Origin of the sequence: Spiroplasma endosymbiont of Tiphia femorata (assembly GCF_964020225.1) — a bacterium.
In the GTDB taxonomy this organism is placed as follows: domain Bacteria; phylum Bacillota_I; class Bacilli_A; order Mycoplasmatales; family VBWQ01; genus Spiroplasma_E.
Map to the genome: position 1 here is coordinate 641377 of NZ_OZ026544.1, position 20925 is coordinate 662301.

Below are 20925 nucleotides of genomic sequence, written 5' to 3' on the forward strand. Positions count from 1 at the left end.
TTATTATAAATGGAATCGCTGTCAGTCATGATATCACTCTCCTTTATCCTTTGACATTTTAACATGTTTCTCTTTAAAAAGATAACTTTTTTTAATTTATATAATTTTAGGAAAAAGATGATTATTATAAAATATTCAAATTTATTTTATGTTATTATTAATTAATGTTACGTGTTACTTTAATAATTAAAATAATAGGAGGTAAACATGAATACATTTGTAATAGTTGGTATTATTATAATAGCTATTGCTATTATTAGTTTTATGTTATTATTTAAAATTATAAAATGACTTGCTATTTGTATTATTGTTGGTGGTATCATTTTGGCTGCATTATTTTTTGGTTTTGGTATATGACCATTAGATAATATTCATTTTACTAATTTTATTAATATTAATAAAAATTAAAATAATAAATAATAATTAGTTTAAATTTTAACTATTGACTATAATATATTTTTGAATAAGAGGTAAAAAATGGAACGAATTAAGCAAGCACAATTTTTAACTAGTGCTATTAAAGAAGAACAATGGCCGCAGGATGAAATTCCTGAATTTTGTTTTGTTGGTCGCAGTAATGTTGGTAAATCAACATTTTTAAATACAATTTGTAATAATGGTAAGTTAGCTAGAGTTTCACAAACACCTGGTAAAACACAAATGCTAAATTTTTTTACAATTAATAATAATATTTGTCGCTTTGTTGATGTTCCTGGCTATGGTTTTGCTAAAGTATCAAATGAAAAAAAAATCCAATTTGCGACAATGATGGATGAATATTTTCAGTCACGAAAAAATTTAAAAGCAGTTTTTTTATTATTAGATTTAAGACATGCACCCAGTAAAGATGATATTGATATGTTGGAATATTTACAACATTATCATTTAAAAATTCATTTAATTGCTACTAAAGTTGATAAAGTGAAAAATAGTCAATTAGTAAAAAATAAAAAATTAATATTATCAACTTTAAAACTTAGCACTAATACTCCTATTATTTTATTTTCTAGTATTAGTAAACAAGGAATTGATTTAGTAATTAGTAAATTAACAGATGATGTTAATACTGATGAAGTTGAAGTAGAAACTTAATAGTATAATATTTGTTGCTATAAAAAAGATAAAAGTTGTTTAATATGTATATATTCTTATCTATTTTTTATTTATATTGATTATAAACCAGTATATCTATAAATTGTATATGATAGTTTGCAATTATTAAAAATATCAATATTCAGTATAGAAAAGAATATAATAATTAAACTTAATATAAGTTTTTAACTCATTATTTTGATAAAAATAAATGAGTTTTTATTTGAAAGGAAGATTAAAAGAAATGCCTATAAAAAATGAAATTTTACAAAATCTTGAAGCAAAATCAGAAGAAAATGTAGAACAAAAACCTACAAAATGAAAAAAATTTAAAACAAAACATCGAACAACCGCAAAAATTATAAAAGTGACTAAAGGTGCTGCTAGTGGTTGCTTTGTATATTAATCCTATTGCTCAAATAAGCGCTTTAGTTACTGCTACTGTTGCGGGTGGTGTTAGTGTTGTTAGTGACCGTTCTGAAGAACAATTAAAAACTGATATAATAACTGCTGCTAGTGCTGGTGCTGTTGGTGGGATTGCCAATGCTGTAATATTACCTGTTTGTATTCCTGTTGGTGCTGCTGTTGGTGCTATTACTTTTGGCATAGATGCAGCAAAAAAATTTGATGAAAAACAAAGAAGACAAATTGAAGTTGACAATGATAAGTTTGCAGATAAAAAAACCGCTATAAATAATATAGATTCACAAATTGAAGTAAAAATAGAATCAAAGAAAATGGCCAGTTTATAATTAATTTTTAGATTTAAGATAGTCTATGTTATAATATAAATATATTACTTTTTAAGGTAATAAATCCCCAATTATGTTATTGGGGATTTAGTGTTTTTAATATTTTTTAACATTAAAATGTGTATAATTTATTTTTGTATATATTGTGTGTTAAAAAATAATAAAAAAGATTAAAATATTAAAATTTGAGGAGATGAAGTTAATATGAATAATACAAGTGATATAAATGATAATTTTGTTATTAGTAGAGCAGTACTGTCAGATGTTTCATGTACCTCTTGTGCTAGTGTCATCGAAAGACATTTTACCAAAGAAGATGGTATTACTGTTAGTATCAATTTTGCTACTAAAAAAGCACAATTTAGTTATGATCCTAAGTTTTGAAATGAAAAAAAAATTAAAAAAGCAATGCATCATTTAGGATATGAAATTTGTAAGTTTGAAACTGAGATTAAAGATATAAAAACGAGTCACCAAGTTGATATGAAAGATATTACAGATGATCATAGTAGTCATAGTCATAGTAGTGAACAACATCAATCTCATATGTCAGAACAACATCATAATCATCAACATAATGTTAAATTACGTGATTTAATTGAACTTATTATTGGTTGAATATTGTTACTACCATTATTATTAATTATGATACCTAATACTTCATTTTTTGATAGTTTACGTAATCCTTATGTCCAACTTGCACTAGCACTTCCAATTCAATTTTATTTTGGTCGTAAATTTTATATTGGTATTTATCGAGAATTAATTAAACAAAAATGACCCGGTATGCATACTTTAGTAGCACTAGGAACAACAACGGCATTTATTTTTTCTATTTATTTAATGATAATTAATAAAACCGAACACTTATATTTTGAAGTTAGTGCTTCAATTATTATGATTGTTTTACTTGGTGATTTAATTAGTGCTGTTGCACAGAAAAGGGCTACTAGTAGCTTAGAAAGTTTAATGTCATTAAAGCCAAAATCAATCTTAAAATATGATTATAATACCAAAACAGAAACTTTTATTAATATTGAAGATGTACAATTAAATGATATTTTAATTATTCGAAAAGGTGAAAATATTCCTACTGATGGTCAATTAATTAGTGAAGAAGCATTTATTAATGAATCAATGTTAACTGGTGAATCGCAAGTTATTACGAAACAAGTTAACCAAAATTTAATTGGTGGAACTAATAATGTTGGTGATAGTTTTAGAATGAAAGCAACTAAAATTGGTAAAGACACAGTATTAGCAAGTATTATTAAGGCAGTTGAAGATGCACAATCTCAGAAACCAAAATTACAAAAATTGGCTGATAAAATTTCTGGGTGATTTACACCAACTGTTATTTTAATTGCCATTTTAGTTTTTCTTATTCGTTATTTTGCAGTAGGTAATGGTGTGCAAGAATCATTAGAAATTGCAATTGCAACTTTAATAATTGCTTGTCCTTGTGCATTAGGGATTGCAACACCATTAGCAGTTGCTGTTGGAATTAATAAAGCAGCAAAAATAGGAATTATTTATAATAAGGCTAGTGCTTTTGAAAAAATTACTAAGATTGATACCATTTGTTTTGATAAAACAGGAACATTAACTACTGGTAATTTGGTTATTACTAAAATTTATGGTCAAGAAAAACATGTTAATAAGGCAATTGCTATGGAAAAACATTCAACACATCCTTTGGTTTTAGCTTTTTCTTTATATGCTAATACTAATAATGTTGGACAATCATTGACAATTACCGAAGTTAAAGAACAAATTGGTTTTGGTATTAAAGCAAAATATCAAACTGAAGAATTACAAATTTCATCACTTGAAAATTTACAAAAAGCAAAAATGCCATTTAGTCCATTTCTAAAAACATTTGATTTTGAAACAGTTACTCCTAGCCAGAAAGTATTGGCATTGGCAATTAATAAAGTTGTTACTAATATTTTTATTTTAGAAGATGAATTACAAACAAATGCATTATTAACAATTGAAAAAGTTAAAAAACAGGGAATTGAGGTTATTTTAATTAGTGGTGATAATGAATCACAAACACTTGCTATTGCTAATCGCGTTGGGATAGAAACATACTTTGCTAATGTTACACCACAAGGTAAATCACAAATTGTTGCTGATTTACAAGCAAAAGGGAAAAAAGTAGCGTTTGTTGGTGATGGTATTAATGATGTTATTGCCTTAGAACAATCTGATTTAGCAATTGCAATGGGCTCTGGTAGTGATATTGCTAAAAAAATTGGTGATATTACTATTCTTGATAATGATATTAGTATTATTTATAAGGCTATTGTTTTAACTAAAAAAACTAAAAATAATATTTGAATGAATTTTATTTGAGCATTTAGTTATAATATTATCATTATTCCATTAGCTGCTGCCGGATTTATTATTCCACCGTTGGCTGCAATTGCGATGGCTCTTTCTGATATAACTGTTGTTGGAAATTCATTAATTTTTAAATGAAGAAAATATAAATATTAGATAATATATAAATTAATAATAAATAAAAAAGTACTTTATTTTTTTGAAAGGGGAAATTTAAATGGCTAGACAAAATGAAGAAAAAAGAGCAGAGCTTGATCAAAAGATATCTATTTTACAGGAAATGATACGTATTATAGAAGAAAAAAATAATGTTGAACCAAACCCTGATGAAAAGTTGATTAGAATTAATCAACTGATAATTGATGATTATAAGAACAAACTTTCTCTATTAGTAAAAGAAAGAGAAAATAATGATTGAGAAACAATTAATTTAGAAGATATTGATAAACCATCTACAAGTCAAAATAAATGAAGTTTATCAAAAATATAAAAAAAGTTACCAATTAAGGTAACTTTTTTTATATTTTTAAAAATTAAAACTTACCTTTCTCTATAACCCTACTAGGTAAGTATTTTGATTATACTTTATCATTGTTGATTTGTATAGCAATTTTAGTGTTTTTTTAAAATTTCAATATTTTTTTATATTTAAAAGAGTCAGATTTTAAATCTGACTCTTTTAAGGAATTATCTGTTTATCTATTTGTTTTTAGGATTTTCTTCAGCATTAGCTCATAATGCTGCTGCTTTTCCAAAAGCCTCAGTATGTTTTAATTCTGGGTGTTCTGCTTTAACTTTTGGCAATGTAGTTTTCATAAAAATATTAAAAACAGTAGGTTTTTTTGCTGCCATATTTTCCTTCTCCTTTCACTTTTCTTATATTATTATTATAATATATTTTAATTATTAGTGTGTTAATAAACTATAAGAGTATATTTTTAAAAATATTAAGTTTTTATTTTTTAAAAACATAATTATTAATAATATATCCAACTCCATGTTCATCATTATTTGGAGCAATAGTTTTACCATATGGTTTTAAAGCAATATTAGCATTTTCCATTACTATTGGATGACCAGATACTTCAAACATTGGTAAATCATTAAATCCATCACCAATCGTTAATGCATCTTTAGTGTCAATATTTAAATGATTACATAATCATTGTAGTGCTGAACCTTTATTAATGTTTTTATTACCAATTGAAAAAACATTTGTATGATATTGAACAATTGTTAAATCCGGAAAGTTAGTTTCAAAATTATTAATGAATTTTGTAATTTCATTAGCCTTTCAATATTTTTCTAAAATAACCATTACTTTTGAAATTGGCATTTTAATATCAGTACTATTAGTTAACTTAATAATTTTAATTTGCAGATTTTCAACTCATGTACTTCAACTATTAGCCGCATGGTTAACATACAAAGTATCAATACTATTAAAATGTAAAATCATTTGTTTATTATATTTGGTTAATCATTCATAAAGTTTAATTGTTGTTTCTGAATTTAATTGTTGTAAATAAATTCATTTTTGTTTAGTATATGATCAAATTTCAGCGCCATCATTACCAATAATATAACCATCATATTTTTCAGCATTAATCATTTTACCAACACGAATAGCATTTTCACCATATCTACCTGTATTAATTACAACTTTAATATTATTTTTTTGAGCTTTTAAACAAGCATTAAGATTAATTTCACTTAAGGCACTGCCACTATCAAATAAAGTACCATCTACATCAGTAAAAATTATTTTTACCATCAATCATTTCCTGCTTTCTTTTTTCTATTATTTTATTAATATTATAAAGATAAAATAATAAAATACTATATATTTCCATAGAATAAAATTTCTTAAATTAAAATAAAATATTATATTTTAAACATAATATTTTATTTTAATTTTTATATAATAAAAATTTCAAAAAAGAAAAAAACCTTTAATGAAAAACATAAAGGTTAATAAAATAATGTATGGTGCGGAACAAGGGACTTGAACCCTCATGCCTTTCGGCGCCAGAGCCTAAATCTGGTGCGTCTGCCAGTTTCGCCAATTCCGCATTTTGGTGTCCCGTATAGGCCTCGAACCTACAACCCTCAGATTAAGAGTCTGATGCTCTGCCAATTGAGCTAACGAGACATCTAGGGGAATAAAAAACAAGTAATTATAATACTTGCAGTCTAAATATTAATTAATGGTGACTCGTACGGGGATCGAACCCGTAATGTAGGAATGAAAATCCTATGTGTTTACCAATTCACCAACGAGCCGTAGAAAACAAGAGTTTAGAATAATGGCGCCCAGTATAGGATTTGAACCTATGACACTTCGATTAACAGTCGAATGCTCTGCCGCTGAGCTAACCGGGCATTTACTAAACCTTAATTATTATATTGAAGAAAAGTATAATTTGCAATAACTAATAAAGTTTTTTTTATTTTTTTCTTGATTACGGCAATGTATATGCTTTATTAATCATTTTTTTAAATTAAATATAATAATAACTTAAGTATTATTTGTAATAATGAATACTATTAATGGTAAAAGTAATTAGAAAGAAGTAAACATAGAAATCATGTAGAATTACATTATTAATATAAAGGGGTTTTAATTTATGAAGTTATTATTAGCAACATTAAGTTTTTTAACATTTGGAACAACTGTAGGAACTTTTGGAAATGTATTAAGTACGAATCTAAGCAAAATAAATAATAGTATTAAAGAAACTTATAATATAATTCCTAATTCATTTAGTTTGAAAAGTGAATTAAGAAAAGAAAAAATGAATACTGATAATATTGATGTTGATATGTTAGATGGAATGACAAAGGCTATTATTCGTTATATGCCAGATACAACAGATTTACCTTTTTTAGTTAAAGAGGTTAATTTGCTTTGACTAAGTAATGATATTAGTCAAATAATAACTAAAAAAGCATTGCCTTATAGTAAAAGTTTTGAAAAAAACGGAATAGTTGATAAAGATTTAATTTTAGAAGCAATTAATATTATGAATGGTACTAAGTTTTCTAATAATGATTTAGATGTACTAATTAATCAAGATAATAAAAATATTTCTTTAATAGCAAAAAGTAATAGTCACTTTCAAGGGAAAATAGATATTTTAAATAAGCCAGTAGAATTTTCGGATATTTTTTATGAACAAAATCTTGGAAAAATTTATTTTAATACTGATATGTATGAAAAAAGCACATTCTTACATCCAACAAGTCAATTTGGGAGATTTGCAACAGTTATGGAATATTTAGGAAATCGTAATAAATTAATAAAATTTTATGAAAATGAGATTACATCTGCTTTAACTAGTTCAGCATTAAAAATATATGAGTTAAGTTTTCCCAATTTTAATAATGAAGGAAAGATTGAATTTAGTTTTGCAATTGAAAATATTATGAATTATTCATCATTTAAAGCAAACTTTTTACCATTACCAACAGAAAATAATCGAGTTTTTATTAACTACCAAGGTAAACAACCAAAAAATGATGAAGAAATTGACATTAAGTTAGAAGGATTATATACAGAAAATAATAAAAATAAATTATTTTATGATGTTGTAGTAAAGACACTTGGTAAAAAAATTGCTGATAAGTATAAAGATATTTTATATAATGAATTTCTTATTGAGAGTTTTAATAAAAAATTAAAAACTGCAAAAATAACTCCTAAACCAGGATCAAAAATATTTGCTTTTTCAACAAAAGTATCAGAAAGTTATACAGAAATACCTTATTATAAGTTAAATATTTCATGATAGCATAATTAAATTAATATAAATCCCTAATTATTTAAATATAGATTCAGGAGATAAAGTTATGAGAAAATAATTAGATTTTTTTTAAATTATATTTTGGTTAGTGCAACAACAATAAATGTTATTGCTTGTAGGTGAGGTTGTACTAATAATGATTATGATTTAGCTGATGAAAATGAGCAAGATATTTCTGGTAATTATATTGTTCCTGATATCAATAAGAGAATTAATAAAGTAGTAAGTGATCGCATAAATTTTATTGAAGGTGAAGATGCTGCTAGTTTAAAACAATGATATTTAAAAAATCCGCAAAATTGATTTAATAAAACTAGTAAAAAACTAAACTTTGTTACTAATTTAGAAGAAAAAATTTAATATCAGGCAAAAAAAGAATCGATTAATGAATTTAACTTGTTAGCAAATAATAAGAGTAATTTTACAGATTTTTCTGATTTACAAAATCAAATTAATATTACTAATCTTGGCAAAACTTATACAAATATTAATTGGGATACATTAATTAATTCATCTACAATAAATGCTAATGAAAAAGCAGAGATAAAAGATAAATTAGTTCGATTTTATAATATATTTGCACAAATTTATGGTAAAAAAAATGTTCTTAAACTTTTATATCGAGTGGCTAAAATTAATAAAAATGGCTTATTTGGTTTTGTTAAATCTGGTTATGTTTATGATTCACAATTTCAAAATTATTCATTAGTTCAAGTTATGGTAATAAATCCAAATTCTCTTAGTAAAAGAACTCAATATTGGCAATATGTTAGTGGTTATAAAGCTTCAAAAAGTATTATTAGAACAATTGTTCATGAATATGGTCATGCTTTAGGTTCTTTTATTCGTTTAAATTTTCAAGGAAAACAAAGAATAAATTCACTTGCAGATAATGATCCTAAAAAATGATGAAATAATTATTTTAATTCATCTTATTTATTAAAAGATAATCTAGAAAAAGGAGAAATAACTGATGAAATTAATTATATGATTTCATCATTAGCAAATGGTACAAAAATTAACGATCCAATTTATCAAAAACTTTTAGCATATGGTATTGTGAGAAGTGAATATGGCCGAGAATCACATCTTGATTTATTTGCCGAAGCCTTTGATCAGTGAATAGATACTGAAGAAAGTCAACGTAATATTGCATGAGAAAAATTAGATAATTTTTTTAGAATTGATTTGCCTAGAATATTATAAAAAATATGAATCTAAAATTTAAGTTCAAATTAAATTAATAAAAGAAAAAATAAAATATCTTATTAGAAACAATAAGAATTTATATAAAATAAATTTTATAATTTTCTTGAATTATTCTTAATTTCACTACTTAAAGTTTCATTATTTAAATTATATTTATTTATTTCTTTTGAATTAAAACTTTTAATTTCTTCTTTTCTTAATAAAAGTTGTGGTGAATTTTTAATTTGTTCTTCTGTAAATGACTCAATTTGTGTGGGTGTAAATGCTTGTATTTGTTTTTCATTAAAATATGGAATTTGTCAATCTGTAAATCAGGGTATTTGTTTTTCATTAAAATAAGTAATTTGTGTGGGTGTAAACTCTTTAATTTGTTCTTTTGTAAATGCTTGTATTTGTGTTTTTGTAAATGTTTGAATTTGTTTTTCATTAAAATAAGTAATTTGTGTGGGTGTAAACTCTTTAATTTGTTGTTCTATAAATGCAGATATTTGTTTTGTTGTAAATGTTAAAATTTGTGTGGGTGTAAATGCTTTGATTTGTTTTTTATTAAAATATGGTATTTGTTCTTCTGCTATTGCTAAAACTTGTTTTGATGTAAAAACCGAAATTTGAGTTGGTGTGAGTGCTTGAATTTGGAGATAAATAAGTCAATGAATTTGTTCTTTTGTAAAAGTTTGTATTTGTTGTATTGTTAGTGTTTGTATTTGTACTTTTGTGAGTGCTTGAATTTGTTCAGTTGTAAATCAGGGTATTTGTTCTTTTGTTAGCCAAGTAATTTGTTCTATTGTAAGTGACAAAATTTGTGTCTCTGTTAATGTTTGAATTTGTTTTTCATTAAAAAATGGTATTTGTTCTTTTGCAAAATATGAGATTTGTTTTTCTGTAAAAACTGAAATTTGTTGTGGTGTTAATGTTTGAATTTGGATATAAATAAGTCAATAAATTTGTTCGTTTGTGAGCGCTCGTATTTGTTGATTTGTGAATGATTGTATTTGCAATGGCAAAAATGAAGCAATCTGAATAGGTATAAATCACCCAATTTGGATAGGCATAAATGAACAAATTTGTTCCTTTGTAAACGCTTGGATTTGTTCTTTGGTAAAAGCTTGTATTTGATCTTCTGTGAAGTGTGGTATTTGTTCTGGTACAAATGATTGTATTTGTTCTGTTGTAAATGCTTGAATTTGATTTGTAGTAAATCATTGAATTTGTTCGTTTGTGAACTGTGGAATTTTTTTACTTGTAAATCAATTAACTTGTCAATCTGTGAGTGATTGTATTTGTTCGTTTGTGAGTGTTTGAATTTTAATTTGAGTAAATCATGAAATTTGTTCTTTTGTAAAGTTTTGATTTTCAATGAATCAATAAATTTGTTCTTTTGTAAATGCTAAAATTTGTTCTTTGGTAAAAGCTTGTATTTGATCTTCTGTGAAGTGTGGTATTTGTTCTGGTACAAATGATTGTATTTGTTCTGTTGTAAATGCTTGAATTTGATTTGTAGTAAATCATTGAATTTGTTCGTTTGTGAACTGTGGAATTTTTTTACTTGTAAATCAATTAACTTGTCAATCTGTGAGTGATTGTATTTGTTCGTTTGTGAGTGTTTGAATTTTAATTTGAGTAAATCATGAAATTTGTTCTTTTGTAAAGTTTTGATTTTCAATGAATCAATAAATTTGTTCTTTTGTAAATGCTAAAATTTGTTCTTTTGTCAATGCCAAAATTTGTTCTTTTATAAATCACTTTATTTGTTCGATTGTGAGTGCTTGTATTTGTTTTTTAGTTAAGTTTTGTATTTGTTCAATTGTAAATAATGGAATAGGTATTTCTTTATGTTTCAAAATATAATCTGCGTGTTCTTTATTAACGTAGTTTATTAGACAACATGTTTTAAGAATTTTTTCAAATTCTGGTTTATTATTTATTATTTTTCTTGTTTCATTTAATTGTTTACCTATAAAATTTAAAGGTTCTTCATTGTAGAGTTTTAATTTTCTATTTTCAAATTCTTCTTGATAAATATTATGATAGTCTTGTAAGTCACTTGAATCCATAATTCTTGCTTGTCCAATAATATATTTTAAAGGGTTACTATCAAAAAAGATAGATTCAGCAGCAAATCCACCTAAATCAATTTGTAATAAAGTGTATAAAAGTCATTATCACTTATATTTTTAATTTGATTTAAAGGTATAAACTGATCAGATATTGTTCTTCCAAGGTATTGGGAATCTGAAGTGATAGATTCTAATTTTTGAAATTTGTTTTTAAATTTAGAATCTAAAATAATTGTTGTATGTCCTGCTTCATGAATACAAGTAATGTCTTGATCATTAGATTGTGTACAATCTGCAATAGATATATTTTTAGGTTTTCAATCTTTAATAGTTTCTTTATTATAAATTGTTTTAGCATTAGTATTTTGTAGTTGATTATTAAAAACTGGTGTGATTAATAATCATAGTTTAAATCAATAGTTTGGATTAAAATATTTGGGAGCGTACCGAAGATGTCGATAAATAAAAATTTTTAAAAATAACTCCTTTCTTTTTTAAACTATTAAATTAAAAAATAAATGACAAAAGACGAGAATAAAATTCTTGTCTTTTTTTGTAATTGTAAAATTTTAAAATTTTTAATAACCGTCTTTAGCACTATTATCAACACGTGTTAGGGAACTAAAAAAGTGAACTACAACACAGTTGTTAAAAATAGTAGCTAGCATGTGGACTTGCATGGATAAATAAAAAGTGGAGTGATACCTAATAAAATATACTAACCAGAAATGGTAATTCTTGGGGTGGGAGCGAATTGGAAACTAGTATATATAGACCCGGAGTGGGGACCAACTATTATTCTTTATTTAACCAACCTTGCCACTACCAAGTGAGCAAGTGTTGGTTTTATTTTTTATTTTTTTTTGAAAAATTTTTGAGCCCAGAATTGCTGGAATGAATAAAACAAATAGTAGTATTATTAATAATCTAAGAATAAAAATATATGTTCTTTATGCTAGAAGCAACAGAACATATTAGGAAAGGATTATTATGCAAATAGAATTTAAAAAAGAACAAATTGTTAAAGATAAACCACAATCTATTCTTATTGATTATGTTGAATATAAATTATCTCTTCCAAAATGAATGATTAAAAATAATTCTTTTATTGTTGATAACAGTTACACATATTGAGTTTTTAATTTAGAAAATATTAAAAAAGAATTAAGTGGTAATGAATTAATAAAGTTATTAGAACCATATATTAAAGACCAAAAAATAACTGTTAATAAACCAACTGCTCCAAAAGAATATTATCTTAATGATATAAAACTTGAACAATTAACATTTTATGAACAGCATAATAGTTGATTTATGGGTGAAATAACAGATAACAAAACTAAAATTACTAATCCTTGTTTTAAATATAACATTACGTGAGAAGAAAACAGAAAAGGTTTTAAAATAAATAATCCATATAAACATGATGATTTACCAATTAATTATATAGTTACTTCTTATAAGGAAATTTCAACTCATAATGAAAAAGTATTTTTGTTGAACATGTAAACAAAATAAATTAGATTATTTATTCTTTAATACTAATGATATAAAAACAAGAAAATATTTTTTAAGAGATAAAAATAGTAAAGCAATTTGTTATGACTGTATTTTAAATATTAGGTTAAGTAGGAGGTATAAATATGAATAAAGAAAAAATACTTGAATATCTTAAAGATGAATGAGAATGAAATAAAGAAATGAGAGACGATGAAAAAGTAACTAAACTTTGAAAAAGTTGTTTTAATGGAAGATTAAATCTTATATCTCAATTAAATCAAAAAATTAAAAATGGTGAATTTGATTAATAATGCAATATGACTTAATTATTGGGATTGACCCCGCTGGTATTGGTAATAATGGAATTGTTATATATTCAAATGAAACAAATAGGATTATTTATACAGAAACATTCAACACAACACATGTTTTTGAAAGTAAAAATCGTTATAAAAGAATATTATCAATAATCAAAGAACAATTTTTTGAAAACAAAATATTAGTTATTGTAGAAAATTTCTTTTTAAGTTCAAAACAATTATTAACTAATCCATTAGCAACTCCTAAAATTATTGGTTCATTAATGGTATTAGTACAAGATGTTTTCAACTGAGATTATCTAGAAAACCAACCAAAAAATAAAAATAAAATAACAAATTATAAAGGAAATATAAAATTAACAAAACATGAACAAGATGCATATAAACACATTCAATACTATTTAAGGAATTATAAAAATGAAAGATAAAGCCAATTATGTCAAATTAACAGTAAAACTAAGTAACACTATTGAAGCAAAATATTACGAAAAAGGTAATAAAGAATTATATTATAGTGTTCGTGGTCAATGAAATGGTTTAAACTATGTTACTTTAATTTTTAATAATCCAAAATTTTATAACCGATGTATTTTATTAAACAAAAACGATGAAATTATTGTAACTGGTCAAATTTTTAATACTTTAAACATTCCTAAAAATCGTGTATTTTGTTCAATTAATGTTAAATGATTTAAAAAATGAAAAGAGTAAAAAATGATATGATGAGAAATTTTATTAATAGCACCAATATTAATAACAAGTATAACACTAATAATATTTTTAATATTTATTATTAAAGAATTAAAAAATGAATATAAAGTATTAAAAATATTAAGTGAAATTGCTAATCAAATTGAAAATAAGGAGAATAAATAATGAAATGTTTTCTTTGCATGCATGGAGAAATATATTCTCCAAAAACCTTGTATAAAATAAAAAAATTGAAAAAAATAATTTACCAAGATAGAGATATTGATAGTGAAGATTTTAAGAAAAGATATGAATATCTTTTAAAAAAATTAGGTGATGGTGATAATCAAATTATTTGAATAAATTTATTAATAAAGCAAGAAAGAAATAATAGAAAGGAGAATAAATAATGAATAAAGAAGTATGTTGTGAAGATTGTTGTGTATGTGATAAAAAACATGATTTATTTACTTGTGAAAAAAACTGCTGAGAAAATGTATGTGAACATTGTTATCAAGGTGATAAAGAACATAGAAATAAAGTTGATGAAATTAATAAATCAAGACATAAAAATTGTATTAATAAAGAAAGATTTATGCAATATCTTAAAAACACATATCGCTTAAACGGATATTATGAAGAAGTTTATAAACCAATTAAAACCAGAATTAAAGACCGGTGATTTGATAATGACTAATTATTTACTTTCAATTGACCCAAGTATTAAAAATACTGGATTTACTTTATGAAAAAAAGTTTATTTACATGATAAATATGATTTTTGAAATTGAAAACCAATATTTGTTAAAAGTTATAATTTAAAAGAATATGATGGACAAAGAAAATTTTATTGAGATATAAAAGTTAATGATAATGAATTGGATTTAATTATTGAACGTGGTACTTTTAATTCAAAAAATGGTATTGGTTATGAAACTCAAGAACATTTACGTGGTTTTATTGCAGGACAATTTAATAAATTATTAACAAAAGATATGTTAATAAGTCCAAGTGAATGAAAGAAATGATATGAACGTTATGACCCACCTATTTTTTGATTAAGACCTTGAGATAAAGAACTAAGTATATATGTTGCTGAAGAAATTATTAAAGAAAATAATTGAAATATAAAAATATCAAATCATGATGAAGCAGATAGTTTATTAATTGGTTGATATTATTTAAATAAGGAGAATAAATAATGAATAAAGAAAAATTACTTAAATATATGAAAGATATAATTAAATGAACTAAAAAAATTAATTATACAAACTCTGATTTGGACAAAAATATTTTAAATTTATTAATTGAAAAAATAGAAAAAGGTGAATTTGATAATGACTAAATTAACAGATTTATTTGGTCAAGATAAAATAGAAATATTTTCACCAAATCCCAAAGATTTAACAGATAGTAATGATATAAAAGCAATTATTTTATGAAAATATCCTAATGTTATTGCTGAATATTTAGTTGTTTCTCAACTACATGCAAATACTGCTATTTTAGTTGGTGATAACGTTCACTATACAGGTTGAGTTGAAGTGTTTATTAAACCAAAAAATGAAGGAGTAAATGAAAATGCCAAATGACACGAATGTACAATCAAATAACTATACTTTATTAAAAATAATAAGAATTGGAATAAGTCCATTATCAGCAATGATTGGTACAAGTGCTTATTATGGTCAAATTATTGGTAATCCAGTATTAGGAAGTATTAATGCTTTATTATTTAGTAAAAAGTTAGGAATTGATATATGAAACTTAAATCAAATGCCAAGTACTAAAAAGAAAATATTAAATTCAAGTAAAAAAATATTATTAGGTTTAGGAACTATTGGTTTAATTAATTATGCAAAATTTACAAAAATCAATCCTAATCCTGAACCACCACCTTGATTAACAACTACTACCACAGAAACACCACCATGACCATTATTATTAACTAATGATAATAAACAACAAATGGATTGAGATACATATATTAGTTTAAGTACTTATGGTATATCAAATCTAATTGGTGGGTTAAGTGAATTAATACCTAATAGATTTGAAGTAATAAGAAAAATATGTAATATGGCAACTAGTGGATGTCTAATTTCAAGTGGTGTAGCTATGGGTATAAATAATGATTTTAATAATGCTTATGCAGTACCAACAATAGTTGCTGGTGCAAGTGAAATTATACATAATTTATTACCTATGGAAACTACAAATCATAATCAAGAAATGCAAGAAACATCATTTACAAATGAAACAAGAAGATTAATTAATAGTGATGCTATTAGTAATAATAGTGGAAGTAGTGATGTTTTATATGAAAGACCAACTACATATGATAGTTTATAAAGGAGATGATAACTAATGAATAAAGAAAAATTGATTGAATATTATAACAATGAAATTCAGACATATAAAGAAAGAATGGAACAATTAAATAAAGAAATATCTTTATTGGTAACTATTATAAGTAATTCAAAATCAATGATTGAAAGAATTAATAATGGTCAATTTGACGAATAATTAAAAATAAATAATTGAAAGGAAATAATTGAAAATGAAAGAATTTTTACATGAATTAATTATTATTGGAACAAGTGTAGGAACATTAATTTGTAGAGAATTAATTGTTTGATTTAAAAGATTTATTACAACTCCAAAACATATTAGAAGAAATAATAAAGTGATGAAACATCAAAAAAAATTAGCAAAACTTAATGAAAAAATTAATGGAAAAGAAAATAAATAATAAAGGTGTGATTTAAATGTTAGAAAATGAAACTAATGTTGAACAAAATACTGAACCTTTAACTGAAAATAATAATTTACAACAAGAGCAAGAAATTAAGATTGTTGAATTAGAAAATAAGTTAAATAAACTTAATCAAGAAATTAAAGAAAAAGAAATAATTAATATATTTAAAAAATATCAAGTTAAAAAAGAATTTTATGAATTTTTAAAATTTAAAACAAGTAATATAGAAAATTCAAAAATTGAAGAAACTATTAAAAAAATGATTAAAGAACAACCACTATTTAAAGAACCAATTAATACAGGTGGTAAACAAGAAACAATATTAACAAATCAAGAAACTTCAATAAAAAGTAGTTTATTAGATTATAAAAAGAAAAATAATTTATAAAAGAAAGGAAAATTTAAAATGCCAAATCCAGTGCCATTTAAACAAAATTTAGATAATACTACAAAATTAGTAGAAACACCTGAATTTATAGAATTTTATAAACAATCAAATAGTCCATGAGCAAGTTTTTTTCCAATTGAAATGGTTAATTCTACAAAAATTGAATTTATAGTTAAAAAACCAAAAGATCCAACATTCAAAATACTTCATTGAAATGATAAAAGTAAAGGATTAGAAGTTGGTTATGTTGATACTGATAAAATTATTAAAGAAATTACAAAAGAAGCTAGTACAGGAGAAATGATTGGTGAAGTTGATTTATTTGCAGATAATGGGCAAAATTTACTAGAAAGTATGCAATATGAAGTTGCTAATGATTTAGCAGATTATTTAGCAAATAATGATACAAATACAATTGCTAAATCTGCCAAAAAAGTAATCATTACTGATACAACACCAGTAGGATATTTAAAATCAATGTTATCAGCATGAAATACTTTATTTCAATTAAGAAATAGTAATAATTGTAAATTTTTTATAACAAATAGTCTTTATGATACTTTAGTTTATTTAGCAGATAATAAAGGTTTAATTACTGATAATCAACTAGCACAACAATTAAGATTAAATGGAACAAATTTATATATTAAAGGTGTATTATGTCAAATTGTTATGGATGATTATATGACATTTAAAAATACTGAAAATAAAAATCAAATTATGAATTTTGTTTTAGCAACACCAAAAGCAATGAAAAGATATATGTTACAACAAACTAGTATATATGTTGAAGATATTAAAGATGGTAAAGTTCCAAAAAGATATTTAGTTGGTGGACAAGTAACAGGAGAATCTATTCCTTATATGTCAAACTCAGAAACAGAATCAAGATGAATGTTATGTGGTATTGTTAATAAAAAATATTTAAGTGAAGAAATTACAACATTAACAACTAATATTACTGCTGATACTACTAAAAAGAATAAATTATTAGATACAACAATTAAAAATACAACTGAACTAAATAATTTAAATCCAAATTTAACAACTCCAATTATTAATTATTTTAGTGATGCCCAAGGTCAAGTTGATGTAAGTAATCAAAACCAAAAAGCAGGAGATTTATATGTAGTAATCACTACTAATGACACTGATAAAAATTATCAAGGTTCAACAAATCCTATAAAAATAACTCTTAAATAAGGATAATTATTATGCCAATTGGTACAACTAGTACAGCAATACTTTTAAACATAAATAAACCAAAACATACTAGAACAAGTCAACAACAAGAACATAAAAGTTGATGATGAGAAATTTTAGAAATGATTGGTGTACAAGTAATAGCAGTAGCACTTGCTCCTTTTACTGGTGGATTAAGTGAAAGTTTAGCACTTGGTTTAGGTGCAAGTGATTTACTTGCTAGTATTAGTGCTGTTGGTGTAGAGTTTTTAACTGATTTTACTATTAATCAAGTTTATGATTATTTAAAAGGAAATGTTACACCATTAAATACTTTTTTTAATATATTACCTGCATTTGCTGGACTTAATAGAATTAGTCGTGGTTATCGTACAACTAAATTGGGAGGTTCCCAAAAACGTAGGAAGATAAATTACTAGATAAATAAATTCTTTTGAATATTACCATTTCAAAATGATGATAGACAAATTAAATTCTCTTTTACCCTTAAATTTATATTCGACGTATTTTAAAAAATATAGATTTTATAAGATAAAATAAAAATTATTCTCAAAGGAAAAAGACAAGAAATAATCTTGTCTTTTTTTGTAATTGTAAAATTTTAAAATTTTTATTATTAACACCCTTTAAATATCTACTACACGCAGTGACCAAGTAGGAGAAAGTTAATAATTAATAACCCTCTTTAACACTATTATCAACACGTGTTAGGGAATTAAAACAGTGAACTACAACACAGTTGTTAAAAATAGTGGCCAAAACATGTGGACTTGCATGGATAAATAAAAAGTGGAGTGATACCTAATAAAATATACTAACCAGTAATGGTAATTCTTGGGGTGGGAGCGAATTGGAAACTAGTATATATAGACCTACTAGGGAACCTACTATATTAATTCTATTCTTTATTTAACCAACCTTGCCACCCCCCAGTGAGCAAGCGTTGGTTTTATTTTTTTTGAAAATTTTTTTGGGCGAAAAAATAAATTTCAAACTTGTAAAAAAAATTGAGCGGTGCCGGTTCAATTAAAATATTAATTTGTTTAACACAAATTAAATAAATATTGAATCGAATGCCTCGATTTCTTTTTAAAATTTCACAATTTATTTTTGAGCCCAGAATTTCTGGAATGAATAAAACTAATAGTATTAATAATATAAAAATAAAAATATATATTCTTTATGCTACAAGCAACAGAATATATTAGAAAAGAAAGTAAAAATGGAAGAAAAAGAAAAGAAAGAATTAATAGAACAAAAAATCAAAATAGCAAAAGAACATCAAAAAAAGTGATTAAAAATAAAAATAATTATTACTTTAATTTCAACTTTAATTGGATTAATAATTTTATTAATTACTGTAAGTAAAAATTAAAGAAATAAATAAAGTTATGAATATTAATGAAAATAAAAAATGTGAATTAAGAATTTGTAAAAATAAAGTTTGAAAAGATTGTATTAATAATTCTACTAAAACTATTAAATATAAAAATTGACCAATACCTTATTTAATATGTGACAGTTGTTATCACAAACTACCTAAATACCTTAAACAAACAGCAAAAATAATTGAAAAGGATATTTTGATTATGAATAAAACTAAAAAAAGAAGAAAAAGATGTGTTGAATGTAATGAATTATATGAAGATAACAAAATCAATATGCTTTATCACTTTAAAACAGAATTAGAAGCAGAACAACATAATACTAAAAAATATGAAGATAATTATGATATTGAAAAACATTTAGATTATACAAAATCATATGGATATGTTTGTGATTGATGTAGAGATGATTAATAAATGCAATACGAATTAATCATTGGTATTGACCCTGCTGGTATTGGTAATAATGGAATTGTTATATACTCAAATGAAACTAATAATATTATTTTTAATGAAACATTTAAAGCAAAAACAGTTTTAGAAAGTAAAAATATATATAAAGAATATTTTAAATTAATTAAAAAACAATTTAAAAATAAAAAAATATTAGTTATTGTAGAAAATTTCTTTTTAAGTTCAAAACAGTTATTAACTAATCCATTAGCAACACCAAAAGTTATTGGTGCTTTAATGATATTAGTACAAGATGTTATGAACTGAGATTATCATGAAAATGAACCAAAAAACAAAAATAAAATAGAAGATTATAAAGGAAATATAAAATTTACAAAACATGAACAAGATGCTTATAAACATATTCAATATTATTTAAGGAATTATAAAAATGAAAAATAAAGAAAATTACGTTAAATTAACAGTAAAACTTAGTAATACTATTGAAGTAAAATATCATGAAAAAGGTAATAAACAATTATATTATACTGTTCGTGGTCAATGAAATGGATTAAACTATGTTACTTTAATTTTTAATAACCCAAAATTTTATAAACGATGTATTTTATTAAACAAAAATGATGAAATTATAGTAACTGGTCAAATCTTTAATACTTTAAATATTCCTAAAAATCGTGCATTTTGTTCAATTAATGTTAAATGATTTAAAAAATGAAAGGAATAAATAATGAATTTTGATGAATGATACATGAAAAAAATAAAAGAAACTTTAAAAATTATTGAAAGTGATAGTTATAAAGAAGAACTAAAAAAACATAATGAAATCATTGAAAAACATAAAAATTTAATGAAAGAACTAAATAATGAATAAAGAAAAATTAATTAATTATATTAAAAAACAACAAAAATTCTATAACGGTACAGAAATAGATTTGATACTTGATATTTTATTGTAAAAAATAATTAATGGTGAATTTAATAATGAATAAATGTAAAAAATGTAATAAA

Annotated in this window: 36 protein-coding genes and 4 tRNA genes; 33 read left to right on the plus strand and 7 right to left on the minus strand. The window is 23.8% G+C overall.

Going from position 1 to position 20925, the window contains the following annotated elements; all coding sequences use genetic code 4:
* Positions 1–207: 207 nt before the first annotated feature.
* The 6 genes from AACK83_RS03910 to AACK83_RS03935 all read left to right on the plus strand — a co-directional run bounded on the left by AACK83_RS03910 (position 208) and on the right by AACK83_RS03935 (position 4680).
* A complete protein-coding gene (locus tag AACK83_RS03910; RefSeq protein WP_252320689.1) occupies positions 208–408 on the plus strand; it encodes a hypothetical protein in 201 nt (66 codons plus the stop codon).
* Between the two features lie 69 nt (positions 409–477).
* A complete protein-coding gene (gene yihA, locus AACK83_RS03915) occupies positions 478–1092 on the plus strand; it encodes a ribosome biogenesis GTP-binding protein YihA/YsxC (RefSeq protein WP_338959507.1) in 615 nt (204 codons plus the stop codon).
* Between the two features lie 244 nt (positions 1093–1336).
* Entirely contained in the window at positions 1337–1498 is a 162-nt protein-coding gene (locus tag AACK83_RS03920) for a hypothetical protein (RefSeq protein ID WP_338959509.1), read from the plus strand.
* Entirely contained in the window at positions 1479–1844 is a 366-nt protein-coding gene (locus AACK83_RS03925) for a hypothetical protein (protein WP_338959510.1), read from the plus strand. Before AACK83_RS03920 ends, AACK83_RS03925 begins: the two co-directional genes overlap by 20 nt.
* Positions 1845–2048: 204 nt before the next feature.
* Positions 2049–4346 carry a cation-translocating P-type ATPase gene (locus AACK83_RS03930; protein ID WP_338959511.1) on the plus strand — a complete coding sequence of 766 codons (2298 nt, stop codon included), beginning with the start codon at positions 2049–2051 and terminating at the stop codon, positions 4344–4346.
* A gap of 61 nt (positions 4347–4407) precedes the next feature.
* Entirely contained in the window at positions 4408–4680 is a 273-nt protein-coding gene (locus AACK83_RS03935; protein WP_338959512.1) for a hypothetical protein, read from the plus strand.
* A gap of 209 nt (positions 4681–4889) precedes the next feature.
* On the opposite strand, the gene AACK83_RS03940 is transcribed toward AACK83_RS03935, so the two are convergent.
* The 6 genes from AACK83_RS03940 to AACK83_RS03965 form a co-directional block, all read right to left on the minus strand.
* Complete coding sequence (locus AACK83_RS03940; RefSeq protein ID WP_281749279.1) at positions 4890–5042, minus strand: hypothetical protein; 153 nt, start codon at positions 5040–5042, stop codon at positions 4890–4892.
* Between the two features lie 103 nt (positions 5043–5145).
* Positions 5146–5964, minus strand: coding sequence for a Cof-type HAD-IIB family hydrolase (locus tag AACK83_RS03945; protein WP_252320908.1), 819 nt, complete (start codon positions 5962–5964; stop codon positions 5146–5148).
* A gap of 213 nt (positions 5965–6177) precedes the next feature.
* Positions 6178–6262: transfer RNA gene (locus AACK83_RS03950), tRNA-Leu, on the minus strand.
* A gap of 4 nt (positions 6263–6266) precedes the next feature.
* A tRNA-Lys gene (locus AACK83_RS03955) sits at positions 6267–6342 on the minus strand.
* Between the two features lie 56 nt (positions 6343–6398).
* Positions 6399–6473, minus strand: a tRNA-Glu gene (locus AACK83_RS03960).
* A gap of 24 nt (positions 6474–6497) precedes the next feature.
* Positions 6498–6572, minus strand: a tRNA-Asn gene (locus AACK83_RS03965).
* 245 nt (positions 6573–6817) lie between these two features.
* Here AACK83_RS03965 and AACK83_RS03970 point away from each other — a divergent pair.
* The 3 genes from AACK83_RS03970 (at position 6818) to AACK83_RS03980 (ending at position 9199) form a co-directional block, all read left to right on the plus strand.
* Complete coding sequence (locus AACK83_RS03970) at positions 6818–7981, plus strand: hypothetical protein (RefSeq protein ID WP_338959515.1); 1164 nt, start codon at positions 6818–6820, stop codon at positions 7979–7981.
* Positions 7982–8074: 93 nt separating this feature from the next.
* Positions 8075–8353, plus strand: coding sequence for a hypothetical protein (locus tag AACK83_RS03975; RefSeq protein WP_338959517.1), 279 nt, complete (start codon positions 8075–8077; stop codon positions 8351–8353).
* Positions 8354–8389: 36 nt separating this feature from the next.
* Positions 8390–9199 (plus strand): hypothetical protein, encoded by an 810-nt coding sequence (locus tag AACK83_RS03980; protein ID WP_338959519.1) that lies wholly within the window; start codon positions 8390–8392, stop codon positions 9197–9199.
* A 95-nt stretch (positions 9200–9294) separates the two neighbouring features.
* Here the strand turns inward: AACK83_RS03980 and AACK83_RS03985 are convergent, their stop codons facing one another.
* The gene (locus AACK83_RS03985) at positions 9295–11256 is read right to left on the minus strand and encodes a hypothetical protein (RefSeq protein ID WP_338959521.1); all 1962 of its coding nucleotides are present in this window, start codon (positions 11254–11256) and stop codon (positions 9295–9297) included.
* Between the two features lie 183 nt (positions 11257–11439).
* Here AACK83_RS03985 and AACK83_RS03990 point away from each other — a divergent pair, with 183 nt between their 5' ends.
* The 24 genes from AACK83_RS03990 to AACK83_RS04105 all read left to right on the plus strand — a co-directional run bounded on the left by AACK83_RS03990 (position 11440) and on the right by AACK83_RS04105 (position 20788).
* Entirely contained in the window at positions 11440–11604 is a 165-nt protein-coding gene (locus tag AACK83_RS03990; RefSeq protein WP_338959522.1) for a hypothetical protein, read from the plus strand.
* A 492-nt stretch (positions 11605–12096) separates the two neighbouring features.
* Complete coding sequence (locus AACK83_RS03995) at positions 12097–12237, plus strand: hypothetical protein (RefSeq protein WP_338957569.1); 141 nt, start codon at positions 12097–12099, stop codon at positions 12235–12237.
* Between the two features lie 12 nt (positions 12238–12249).
* On the plus strand, positions 12250–12768 hold the full coding sequence (locus AACK83_RS04000) for a hypothetical protein (protein ID WP_338958598.1): 519 nt from the start codon (positions 12250–12252) through the stop codon (positions 12766–12768).
* Positions 12769–12902: 134 nt separating this feature from the next.
* On the plus strand, positions 12903–13067 hold the full coding sequence (locus tag AACK83_RS04005; RefSeq protein ID WP_338957566.1) for a hypothetical protein: 165 nt from the start codon (positions 12903–12905) through the stop codon (positions 13065–13067).
* A 2-nt stretch (positions 13068–13069) separates the two neighbouring features.
* Complete coding sequence (locus AACK83_RS04010) at positions 13070–13507, plus strand: hypothetical protein (protein WP_338957565.1); 438 nt, start codon at positions 13070–13072, stop codon at positions 13505–13507.
* Positions 13497–13790, plus strand: coding sequence for a hypothetical protein (locus tag AACK83_RS04015; RefSeq protein WP_338957564.1), 294 nt, complete (start codon positions 13497–13499; stop codon positions 13788–13790). The genes AACK83_RS04010 and AACK83_RS04015 overlap by 11 nt, the downstream gene beginning before the upstream one ends.
* Before the next feature lie 3 nt (positions 13791–13793).
* A complete protein-coding gene (locus AACK83_RS04020) occupies positions 13794–13955 on the plus strand; it encodes a hypothetical protein (protein WP_338957563.1) in 162 nt (53 codons plus the stop codon).
* Complete coding sequence (locus tag AACK83_RS04025; protein ID WP_338957562.1) at positions 13955–14179, plus strand: hypothetical protein; 225 nt, start codon at positions 13955–13957, stop codon at positions 14177–14179. The genes AACK83_RS04020 and AACK83_RS04025 overlap by 1 nt, the downstream gene beginning before the upstream one ends.
* Positions 14179–14466 (plus strand): hypothetical protein, encoded by a 288-nt coding sequence (locus AACK83_RS04030; RefSeq protein ID WP_338957561.1) that lies wholly within the window; start codon positions 14179–14181, stop codon positions 14464–14466. The genes AACK83_RS04025 and AACK83_RS04030 overlap by 1 nt, the downstream gene beginning before the upstream one ends.
* The gene (locus tag AACK83_RS04035; protein ID WP_338957560.1) at positions 14459–14971 is read left to right on the plus strand and encodes a hypothetical protein; all 513 of its coding nucleotides are present in this window, start codon (positions 14459–14461) and stop codon (positions 14969–14971) included. Before AACK83_RS04030 ends, AACK83_RS04035 begins: the two co-directional genes overlap by 8 nt.
* The gene (locus tag AACK83_RS04040) at positions 14971–15114 is read left to right on the plus strand and encodes a hypothetical protein (protein WP_338957559.1); all 144 of its coding nucleotides are present in this window, start codon (positions 14971–14973) and stop codon (positions 15112–15114) included. The genes AACK83_RS04035 and AACK83_RS04040 overlap by 1 nt, the downstream gene beginning before the upstream one ends.
* Positions 15107–15382 (plus strand): hypothetical protein, encoded by a 276-nt coding sequence (locus AACK83_RS04045; RefSeq protein WP_338958604.1) that lies wholly within the window; start codon positions 15107–15109, stop codon positions 15380–15382. The genes AACK83_RS04040 and AACK83_RS04045 overlap by 8 nt, the downstream gene beginning before the upstream one ends.
* The gene (locus tag AACK83_RS04050; RefSeq protein ID WP_338958822.1) at positions 15351–16121 is read left to right on the plus strand and encodes a hypothetical protein; all 771 of its coding nucleotides are present in this window, start codon (positions 15351–15353) and stop codon (positions 16119–16121) included. The genes AACK83_RS04045 and AACK83_RS04050 overlap by 32 nt, the downstream gene beginning before the upstream one ends.
* Positions 16122–16136: 15 nt before the next feature.
* A complete protein-coding gene (locus AACK83_RS04055; RefSeq protein ID WP_338957552.1) occupies positions 16137–16295 on the plus strand; it encodes a hypothetical protein in 159 nt (52 codons plus the stop codon).
* Positions 16296–16329: 34 nt separating this feature from the next.
* The gene (locus AACK83_RS04060; protein WP_338957816.1) at positions 16330–16521 is read left to right on the plus strand and encodes a hypothetical protein; all 192 of its coding nucleotides are present in this window, start codon (positions 16330–16332) and stop codon (positions 16519–16521) included.
* 16 nt (positions 16522–16537) lie between these two features.
* On the plus strand, positions 16538–16915 hold the full coding sequence (locus tag AACK83_RS04065; protein WP_338957549.1) for a hypothetical protein: 378 nt from the start codon (positions 16538–16540) through the stop codon (positions 16913–16915).
* Positions 16916–16933: 18 nt separating this feature from the next.
* Positions 16934–18118: a hypothetical protein gene (locus AACK83_RS04070; protein ID WP_338958609.1), complete on the plus strand. Its 1185-nt coding sequence runs from the start codon at positions 16934–16936 to the stop codon at positions 18116–18118.
* Between the two features lie 11 nt (positions 18119–18129).
* Entirely contained in the window at positions 18130–18537 is a 408-nt protein-coding gene (locus AACK83_RS04075; protein WP_338959523.1) for a hypothetical protein, read from the plus strand.
* Positions 18538–19182: 645 nt separating this feature from the next.
* Positions 19183–19326 (plus strand): hypothetical protein, encoded by a 144-nt coding sequence (locus AACK83_RS04080; RefSeq protein WP_338957035.1) that lies wholly within the window; start codon positions 19183–19185, stop codon positions 19324–19326.
* Between the two features lie 14 nt (positions 19327–19340).
* Positions 19341–19493 carry a hypothetical protein gene (locus tag AACK83_RS04085; protein ID WP_338957033.1) on the plus strand — a complete coding sequence of 51 codons (153 nt, stop codon included), beginning with the start codon at positions 19341–19343 and terminating at the stop codon, positions 19491–19493.
* A 16-nt stretch (positions 19494–19509) separates the two neighbouring features.
* Complete coding sequence (locus AACK83_RS04090) at positions 19510–19917, plus strand: hypothetical protein (RefSeq protein ID WP_338957031.1); 408 nt, start codon at positions 19510–19512, stop codon at positions 19915–19917.
* Between the two features lie 3 nt (positions 19918–19920).
* Positions 19921–20358, plus strand: a complete 438-nt coding sequence (locus AACK83_RS04095; RefSeq protein WP_338957028.1) for a hypothetical protein — start codon at positions 19921–19923, stop codon at positions 20356–20358.
* Positions 20348–20641 carry a hypothetical protein gene (locus AACK83_RS04100; protein WP_338956663.1) on the plus strand — a complete coding sequence of 98 codons (294 nt, stop codon included), beginning with the start codon at positions 20348–20350 and terminating at the stop codon, positions 20639–20641. The genes AACK83_RS04095 and AACK83_RS04100 overlap by 11 nt, the downstream gene beginning before the upstream one ends.
* Before the next feature lie 3 nt (positions 20642–20644).
* Entirely contained in the window at positions 20645–20788 is a 144-nt protein-coding gene (locus AACK83_RS04105) for a hypothetical protein (RefSeq protein WP_338957025.1), read from the plus strand.
* The last annotated feature ends 137 nt before the right edge of the window (positions 20789–20925 follow it).